This window comes from Geodermatophilus sp. SYSU D00867 (assembly GCF_054050315.1).
The window spans coordinates 50,826-59,463 of sequence record NZ_JBJGZC010000029.1 but is presented as its reverse complement, the minus strand read 5'-3'; the positions used below and the strand labels follow the sequence as shown (position 1 = coordinate 59,463).

Annotated in this window: 6 protein-coding genes; 1 reads left to right on the top strand and 5 read right to left on the bottom strand. The window is 77.2% G+C overall.

All coding sequences use genetic code 11. The features are described 5' to 3' along the window. Positions 1–124: 124 nt before the first annotated feature. The 5 genes from ACI8AK_RS21270 to ACI8AK_RS21250 form a co-directional block, all read right to left on the bottom strand. Complete coding sequence (locus ACI8AK_RS21270; protein WP_456957900.1) at positions 125–2,653, bottom strand: FtsX-like permease family protein; 2,529 nt, start codon at positions 2,651–2,653, stop codon at positions 125–127. A 5-nt stretch (positions 2,654–2,658) separates the two neighbouring features. Further along, positions 2,659–3,453 (bottom strand): ABC transporter ATP-binding protein, encoded by a 795-nt coding sequence (locus ACI8AK_RS21265; protein WP_456957898.1) that lies wholly within the window; start codon positions 3,451–3,453, stop codon positions 2,659–2,661. 64 nt (positions 3,454–3,517) lie between these two features. Continuing rightward, positions 3,518–3,652: a hypothetical protein gene (locus ACI8AK_RS21260; protein ID WP_387989504.1), complete on the bottom strand. Its 135-nt coding sequence runs from the start codon at positions 3,650–3,652 to the stop codon at positions 3,518–3,520. 108 nt (positions 3,653–3,760) lie between these two features. Next, complete coding sequence (locus ACI8AK_RS21255; protein WP_387989501.1) at positions 3,761–3,994, bottom strand: heavy-metal-associated domain-containing protein; 234 nt, start codon at positions 3,992–3,994, stop codon at positions 3,761–3,763. A gap of 140 nt (positions 3,995–4,134) precedes the next feature. Beyond that, positions 4,135–5,685, bottom strand: a complete 1,551-nt coding sequence (locus ACI8AK_RS21250; protein ID WP_456957896.1) for an MFS transporter — start codon at positions 5,683–5,685, stop codon at positions 4,135–4,137. A gap of 174 nt (positions 5,686–5,859) precedes the next feature. On the opposite strand from ACI8AK_RS21250, the gene ACI8AK_RS21245 reads away from it, so the two are divergent. Next, positions 5,860–8,583 (top strand): helix-turn-helix transcriptional regulator, encoded by a 2,724-nt coding sequence (locus ACI8AK_RS21245; protein ID WP_387989495.1) that lies wholly within the window; start codon positions 5,860–5,862, stop codon positions 8,581–8,583. Positions 8,584–8,638 lie beyond the last annotated feature (55 nt).

Here is an 8,638-nt window from a genome sequence, read left to right as displayed (position 1 = left end):
GGTCGGGCGTGGGGGCGGGTGAGGGGGGGTGTGGGGGGGGGGGGGGGGGGGGGGGCGGGGGGGGGGGTTGAGCGGGGACCGGGCGGGGGCGCGGCCCCGCGGGGGGGCGGGCCGGCGCGCCGAGTCACTGGGTGGCGATCGCGGTGAGCACGTCGAGCCGGGCGGCGCGTCGGGCGGGCACGAGCCCGGCGACCAGACCGGCGAGGACTGCGGCGGCGACGACGGCCACCACCTGTCCGACGGGCACCTCGATGACCAGGGGCTCGTCCGCGGACAGTCCGGCCAGGGTGGCCGCCGCCAACCCCAGACCGAGGGCGACGCCGGTGACCACGGCGACCGCGGCGATGAGCAGCGCCTCGGCGCGGACCATCCACGACAGCTGCGCCCGTGTCATACCGACCGCCCGCAGCAGTCCGATCTCCCGGGTCCGCTCGACGATGGACAGCGCCAGGGTGTTGGTGATGCCCAGCAGCGCGATCAGCACCGCGAACCCGAGCAGCACGGTGATCAGCCCGAGCACCTGGTCGACGGCGGCGGCGCGGTCGGCGGCGGCCTCGGCCTGGTCGAGGACCTCGGCGTTCGGGAAGTCGGCAACCGCGGCCTCCACCGCCGTCCGCGCCTCGCCCGGGTCGACCCCGTCGGCGAGGGCGACGTAGACGGTGGCGTCGACGTTCTCGCTGTAGTGCGCGGCGTAGGTGCCGAGGGAGAGCACGTAGCTGGTGGACAGCGCCCGGGCCGAGTCGTCGGCCATCAGCCCGACGACCGGCAGCAGCTGTTCGCCGTCGCGCGAGAAGGTCATCGCCAGGGTGTCGCCGACGGACAGGCCACGCTCGGCGGCGACGTCGGCAGCGAGCACGATCCCCCCGCCGTCGAGCGCCGCCAGACTGCCGGCGGCCATCTCGACGTCGGCGACCGACGGGAGGGTTGCCGGGTCGACCGCGGTGAGCGCGCTGGTCGTCCCGGCGTCCAGCCAGTGGCCGAAACGGACCGGGGAGGTCGCGGCGACCTCCGGTCGGGCGGCGACGCGCGCGGCGACCTCCGGGGAGAGCCCACCGAGCATCTCGTCGCCGCTGCTCTGCACCAGCAGGTCGGCGGTGATCGCCTCGCCCGAGCTGGCGCCGATCGCCTTCACCGAGCTGCCGACCACCGTGACGAACGCGATCAGCGCCAGGCCCAGGGCGAGGGCCGTCGCGGTGGCCGCGGTGCGCCGCGGGTCGCGCACGGTGGACTCCCGGGCCAGCCGCCCGGGCACGCCCAGCCCGTCGAGCGGTCGGCCGACCGCGCGGGCCAGCCGTGGCGCGAGCACGGGAGCGAGCACGACCAGCGCGGCCAGCAGCGGCACCGCGCCGAGGCCGACGCCGGTGACGTTGCCCAGCAGCGCGGCCGCGACCAGCTGCACCAGGCCCAGGCCGAGCAGCACCCAGCCGGTGACCAGACGGCCCCGCCGCGGACCGGCGGGCGCCGGCGCGGCGGCCCGCATCGCCTCGACCGGCGCGGTGCGGGCGGCGCGGCGGGCCGGGCCGAGCGCCGCCAGCAGCGTGATCAGCGTGCCCGCGGCCAGACCGACGACCAGCGTGCGGGCGGTGACGGTGAGCGGGCCGTCGGGCAGCGCCAGTCCGGCGCCCCGGGCGAGGCCGCGCAGCGCGTACGCGGCACCGATGCCGGCCGCGGTGCCGCCGGCCGCGCCGGTGAGGCCGACCAGCAACGCCTCGCCGAGCACCGAGCCGAACACCTGCCGGCCGGTGGCCCCGGCGGCACGCAGCAACGCCAGTTCCCGGGCCCGCTGGGTGAGCACGATGGCGAAGGTGTTGGCGATCAGGAACGCCCCGACCACCAGCCCGGCGGCGGCGAGCGCGAGGAGCACGATGCGCAGGTAGCCGATGCTCTCCTTCGCCGCGTCGGCGCTGGCGGCGGCGGCGTCCTGGCCGCCGGTGACGGCGTACTGCGCGCCGAGCGCGGCGGCGAGGTCGCCGCGCAGGTCGGTCACGGCAACACCGTCGGCGGCGATCACGTCGACCGAGGTGAGGCCGGTACCGAGGTCGAGCAGCGTCTGGGCGGTGGGCAGGTCGACGAGCACCACGGTGCTGTTGGCCAGCCCGTCGCGGTCGCCGACGCCGGTCAGCCCGACCACGCGCAGCTGCCGGGTCGCGGTGGCCGAGACGGTGACCGTGTCACCGAGGGCGATGCCCTGCTCATCGGCGGTGGCGGCGTCCAGGACGACCTCGTCGGCCGCACGGGGGGCGTGCCCGGACCTGAGCTCGTAGGCGGTGAACGGGGCCTCGGCCCAGGTGCCGAGGATCGTCGGCCCGGCGGGTTCCACGGCGGTGCCGCGGACCCGCAGCTGCCCCGGTCCGGAGGCCACCGGGCGGATCCGGTCGACGCCGGCGACGGCGGCGATCCGGTCGGCCAGGTCGGCCGGCAGCGGGTCGCGCGCCACCTCCACGCCCATCGCGGCGTCGAAGGCGGCCGCATCCCGGACGGTGAGGTCCACCCCGGCGGCGGTGGTGCGGAACTGCTCGTCGAGCAGGCGGGTGCTGGTGTCGGTGAGCACCAGGCTGCCGACGGCGAACGCGACGCCGAGCGCGACGGCGAGCCACGTCAGCGTCAGCCGGGAGCGGTGCGCGAGCGCGTTGGACCAGGACAGGCGCCACATCGCGATCACGCCCCCACCGGCTCGTCGCGGCGGGAGACGTCGAGGCGGGCGAGGCGGGCCAGCACGGTCTCGGCGGTGGGGCCGGTGAGCTCGTCGACGATCCGGCCGTCGGCGAGGAAGACCACCCGGTCGGCGTAGGCGGCGGCGACCGGGTCGTGGGTGACCATGACGATCGTCTGGCCGAAGCTGCGGGTGGCGTCACGCAGGAACGTCAGCAGCGCGGCGCCGGCGCGGGAGTCGAGGTTGCCGGTCGGCTCGTCGGCGAACACCAGCTCCGGGCGGGCGATCAGGGCCCGGCCGACGGCGACCCGCTGCTGCTGGCCACCGGACAACTGGGCCGGGCGGTGGTCGAGCCGGGTCCGGAGGCCGAGCATGTGCACGAGCTCGTCCGTCCACGCCGGATCCGGCCGCTTGCCGGCCAGGGTCAGCGGCAGCGCGATGTTCTCCGCCGCGGTCAGCGCCGGGATGAGGTTGAACGCCTGGAACACGAAGCCCAGCCGCTCGCGGCGCAGCAGGGTGCGGCCGCGCTCGGACAGCGCGCCCAGGTCGGTGTCGCCGACGAACACCTGGCCGGAGTCGATGTCGTCCAGGCCGGCGAGGGCGTGGATCAGGGTGGACTTGCCCGACCCGGACGGTCCCATGACGGCGGTGAAGTCCCCAGCAGGGATGGTGACGCTGGCCGAGTCGAGGGCGCGGACGGCGGCCTCGCCACGGCCGTAGGTCTTGACCACGTCGACCGCGCGGGCGGCGATCACGGGCCGGGTCGGGGGCGGGGCGGGCTGCGTGTCGGTGACGGTCATCGTCTCTCCCGGGAGGAGCGGGTCGTCGGGGGCGGCAAGCGGGTCGAGGTGGTGGAGGCGGCGGTCAGGCGCAGGGGCACGGGCGGGGGCGTCGCCAGGGCCGGGCCGGGCGCAGGCAGCGGACCAGCCGGGCGTGCTCGGCCTCGCGGATCAGTTCCTGCTGGCGCGAGCGGGTGAGGTGCTCGTGGGTGGAGGTCATGGCGGGCTCCTGGCAAGCGGTGGCGGACGGTGGACTCCGGACGCCGCTGCCCGGGTCGTGGGGCCGGAGTGCCGGTGGACGACCCGGACAGCGGGGTGGCGATGAGGGCTACGGGACGAGGGCGTAGCCGGCCTCGTCGACGGCGGCGGCGATGTCGGCGCGGTCGACCGGGCGGTCGGCAGTGACGGTGACGGTGCCGCTGGCCAGGTCGACGGTGACCGACCGGACGCCGGCCACGCCGGAGATCTCCTCGGTGACCGCCCGCTGGCAGTGCGCGCAGGTCATGCCGGTGACGGTGAAGGTGGTCGAGCCGACGAAGGTGCGGGGCGTGTTGGACAGCACGGGGACTCCTCGGGGTGGTGGTGGGGTCGGGGACGAGAGTCGGCGTGGGGGTGGGTCGCTCTCACCGGGGAAACCGCCGGGATCCACGCCGGGTTCGCCAGGAGGCCGGGTTCGCCAGGAGGCCGGGAGCGCCGGGTGGCTCAGTGGCCGTGGGCGCCGTGGCCCTGGGCGCCGTGGGCGCCGTGGCCCTGGGCGCCGTGGCCGTGGGCGCCGTGGCCGTGGGCGCCGTGGCCGGCGGCTGCGGCGGCCGGCCGGCCGCCGGGCACGGCGAGTGCGGTGAGGACGAACAGGGCGACCAGGACACCGGCGGCGGCAGCGAAGGCGCGCCCGTAGCCGTCGACCAGACCGGCGGAGGTGGCGAGGTCACCGGCGACGGCGGTGAGCCCGGCGACGCCGAGGGCCGCGCCGATCTCGTGTCCGGTCATCATCAGCCCGCTCGCCACGCCGGAGCTCTCGCCCGGCACGTCGCCCATCGCGGCGACCGCGATCGCCACGAACATCGGCCCCACGCCCGCGCCGACGAGCAGGAGGCCGGGCAGCACGTCGGCGGCGTAGGAGGTGCCGCCGGCGTTCGCGGCCAGAAGGAGCGCGCCGCCGGCCATGACGACCAGGCCGCCGAGGACCAGCGTGCGGGCACCGACCCGGCCGACCACCTTCGACGCGGCGGTGGCGGCGAGGGTGATCGCGCCGGCCAGGGGCAGGAACTCCAGGCCGGCCACGACCGGCGAGGCTCCGACGACGTCCTGCAGGTACAGCGAGGTCAGGAAGACGGCGCCGACCACCACGCCGGTGACGCCGGCCATGACCGCCGACGCGGAGACCAGCGACCGGATGCGCCAGGTCGCCGGGGGCACGAGGGGATCGGTGGTGCGGCGCTCGAGCCGGGCGAAGGCGGTCAGCAGCACCGCGGCGGCGGCCAGCGCGAGCCAGGTGCGGGGCGCCGTCCAGCCGGCCGAGCGGGTGGCCTCGATGCCGGACACCAGGGCCAGCAGCCCGCCCACCAGGGTCAGCGCGCCCGGCACGTCGAGCCGGCGCAGCGCCCCCGCCCGGGAGGCGCCCCGGGCCACGGCGCGCAGGGTGCCGAGGACGACGGCGACGCCGATCGGCACGTTGACGAAGAACACCGCCCGCCAGCCCAGTGCGCTGGTCAGCGCCCCGCCGAACAGCACGCCGGCGGCGATGCCGAGGCTGCCGACGGTGCCCCACACGGCGAGCGCCGTCTGCCGCTGCCTGCCGGCGTAGGCGGTCATGACGATCGACAGCGCCGCGGGGGTGAGCAGCGCGGCGCCGGCTCCCTGCGCGGCGCGGGAGACGACCAGCATCCACGGGGCCTGGGCGAGCGCGCTGGTCAGGGAGGCGGCGGTGAACAGGCCGACGCCGGTGAGGAACGCCCCCCGGCGGTCGATCAGGTCCGCGATGCGACCGCCGAGCAGGAGCAGGCCGCCGGAGAGCAGCACGTAGGCGCTGACGGTCCACTGGTAGTCCGCGGCCGAGAGGTGCAGACCGCGGCTAATCGACGGCAGTGCGACGTTCACCACGGAGACGTCGAGGATCACCATCACCTGCGCGGTGATCATCAGACCGAAGACGGTCCACGGCCGGCGCGGCTCGTCGACGGTGGGCACGGTCGGGTGGGCTGACGGGTGCGGGTGGGCGGGCGCCGCCGGTCCGGCGGCGGAGTGGGTCGTCACGGGTTCCCTCCTCGGGAGGCAGGTCCGGGTGTGCCGCCACCGTCCGGCGTGGCGGAGTCCGGTCGCGCCGGTGGTTCCGCCGGGATGGCCTGCCCGCGGGCGACGACCCGTCCGGCCGGGAACCGCGCGGGGAAGGCGGCTCGGTTCCGTCCGGTGGCGCACTAGGGTCTCGGCGTGCTCTCCGGCAGGGACTCCGAGCGGGCAGCCATCGCCGCACTGGTGGACGAGGCATGGGCCGGCCGGGGCGGGGCGCTGGTGCTGGTCGGACACCCGGGCGTGGGCAAGTCGGCGTTGTTGCGCGACACGGTGGCCCGGGCCGACGGCATGACGGTGCTCCGCACGCAGGGTCTGGAGTCGGAGTCCCCGCTGGCGTTCGCCGCGCTCCACCGTCTGCTGCGCCCGGTCGTGGCCGACTGTGCGCACCACCTGCCGCAGCCGCAGGCCCGGGCGCTGCGGGCGGCCTTCGGTGAGGTCGACGACGGCCCCGGCGACCGCTTCCTGGTCTTCCTGGCCGCGTTGAACGTCCTCGCCGACGCCGGACAGCGCCGCCCGGTGCTCGCCGTCGTCGACGACGCCCACTGGCTCGACGACGCGTCCGCCGCGGCGCTGCTGTTCGTGGCCCGGCGACTCCAGGTGGAGCGGGTCGCCCTCCTGTTCACCGCCCGCGACGCCGACGTGCGCACCTTCGACAGTGGTGACCTGCCCCGCCTCGCCGTCGGGGCCCTCGACGCCCAGGCCGCCGGTGACCTGCTCTCCGCCCGCGCCGGGGTCCCCGTCCCCCCGGAGGTGCGCGACGCGCTGGTCGCGAGCACCGGCGGCAACCCCCTGGCGCTCGTGGAGCTCGCCGGGGCCCTGACGCCGGAGCAGCTGTCCGGCCGGGTGCGGTTGCCGACCCGGCTGCCGCTGACCGAGGGCGTGGAGCGGGCCTTCCTCGACCGCTACCGGCGGCTGCCGGAGCAGGCCCGGACGGTTCTGCTGGTCACGGCCGCCGACGACTCCGGTCAGACGCGGGTGGTGCGGCAGGCGGCCGCCTCCCTGGGAGCCGGTGAGGACGCACTGCAGGTGGCCGAGCGCTCGGGGCTGCTCCAGGTCCGCGACGCCGCCGTCGACCTCCGGCACCCGCTGGTGCGCTCGGCGGTGTACGGCGCCGCCACCAGCACCGAGCGCCGACGGGCCCATCGAGCCCTGGCGGCCGTGCTGACCGGCCCTGACGAGGCCGACCGGCGCGCCTGGCACCTCGCCGCCGCCGTCGAGGAGCCGGACGAGGCCGTGGTCGCCGAGCTCGACGCCGCCGCCGAGCGGGCCCGGGCGCGAGGAGGTCTGGAGGCGGCCGCGTCCGCCTGGGAACGCGCCGCCGAGCTCTCACCGGCCGGGAACGCCCAGGCCGAGCGGCTCTACGCCGCCGCCCGCTCCGCCTGGCTGGCCGCCCGACCCGCCCGGGCCCGGGCGCTGGTCGACGCCGCCGCGGCGCAGGCGCGTGACGCGCTGCTGCTCGCGGACGTCCTCCGGCTCCGGGCGCGCATCGAGTGGAACACCGGCTCGCTGCACGCCGGGCAGCGGATGGTGCTCCAGGCCGCCGCCGAGGTGGCGCCGCACGACGCGCAGCGTGCGCGGGAGATGGCCATGTTCGCCGCGGCGCTGGCCGCGTTCGGTGCGCGCTCCGGCAGCGCCGTCGCCCCTCCGGCCCTGGTCCCCCGCCCCGGGCCCGACGCGCCGGTGCGCGCCCGGTGCTTCTCCGACCTGCTGCACGGCCTCGACGCCGCCGTCCACGGCGACTGGCAGGGGGCGATGCCGCCGCTGGAGGAGGCCTTCGCCCTCGCCGAGCACCTGGCCGAGGAGGACCTGGACCTGCTGCCCAACCTGGGCATCGCCGCGATGTACCTGGGCGACGACGCGTTGACCCGGCGCTACCACGAGCAGCTGCTGACCCGGGCGCGCAGCACCGGCGCCGTGCTGATGATCCTCTACTCGCTGGCCCGGCTCGGCTTCGCGGAGGTGGCCACCGGGCGGTGGACCGCGGCCCGCGCCGCGGCCGCCGAGGCGCTGCCATTGGCCGACCAGTCCGGGCACCGGGGGCTGGCCGCCCTGCCGACCGCGTGGCTGGCGTTGCTGGCCGCGCTGCGGAGCGACGGGGCGGTGGACCGGTACCTCGCCGACGCGGAGCGGATCTGCGCCGATCACGCGCTCGGCATCCTGGCCGAGGTGGTGCCCGACGTGCTGCGGTGGGCCCGTGGCGTGCGCGACGCGGCCGATCCGGCCGCCGCGCTGCACCAGCTGGAGCAGATCCGCCATCCGATGACCCGCCGGCTGGCCGCCACGGACCGCATCGAGGCCGCCGTGCGGGCCGGGCGGCCGCACCCGGCTCACGCCTGGGTGGAGGAGCTGGCCGGCTTCGCCGAGGCCACCGGCTCCGCCTGGGCCTCCGCCGTGGCCGAGCACGGCCGGGCGCTGCTCACCGACGGCCCCGAGGCCGAGCGCCACTTCGAGCAGGCCCTCGCCGCGCACGCCAAGAGCGACCGCCCGCCCGACCGGGCCCGCACCCAGCTGGCGTACGGCGCCTTCCTGCGCCGCTCCCGCCGCCGGGTCGACGCCCGGCCCCACCTGCGCGCCGCCCTCGAGACGTTCGAGGACCTCGGCGCGCAGCCGTGGGCCGAGCGCGCCCGGCAGGAGCTGCGCGCGTCCGGCGAGACCGCCCGCCGTCGCGACGCGTCCACGGTCGTGGACCTCACCCCGCAGGAACTGCAGGTGGCCCGGTTGGTGCGTCAGGGCCTGGCCAACCGGGACGTCGCCGCGCAGCTGTTCGTCAGCCCGCGCACCGTCGACTTCCACCTGCGCAACGTGTTCGCCAAGCTGGGCGTCACCAGTCGCACCGAGCTGGCCGCCCACCCGCTCGACTGACGCCCGCGTCGGCGGCCGGGACCCACCCGGCGGTCTCGCCGGTGCCACGGGAGCT

Bases quoted from the DNA above. Each gene is read 5' to 3' on its own strand.
- ACI8AK_RS21265 (WP_456957898.1), bottom strand. From the start codon at position 3,453: ATGACCGTCACCGACACGCAGCCCGCCCCGCCCCCGACCCGGCCCGTG.
- ACI8AK_RS21260 (WP_387989504.1), bottom strand. From the start codon at position 3,652: ATGACCTCCACCCACGAGCACCTCACCCGCTCGCGCCAGCAGGAACTG.
- ACI8AK_RS21270 (WP_456957900.1), bottom strand. From the start codon at position 2,653: ATGTGGCGCCTGTCCTGGTCCAACGCGCTCGCGCACCGCTCCCGGCTG.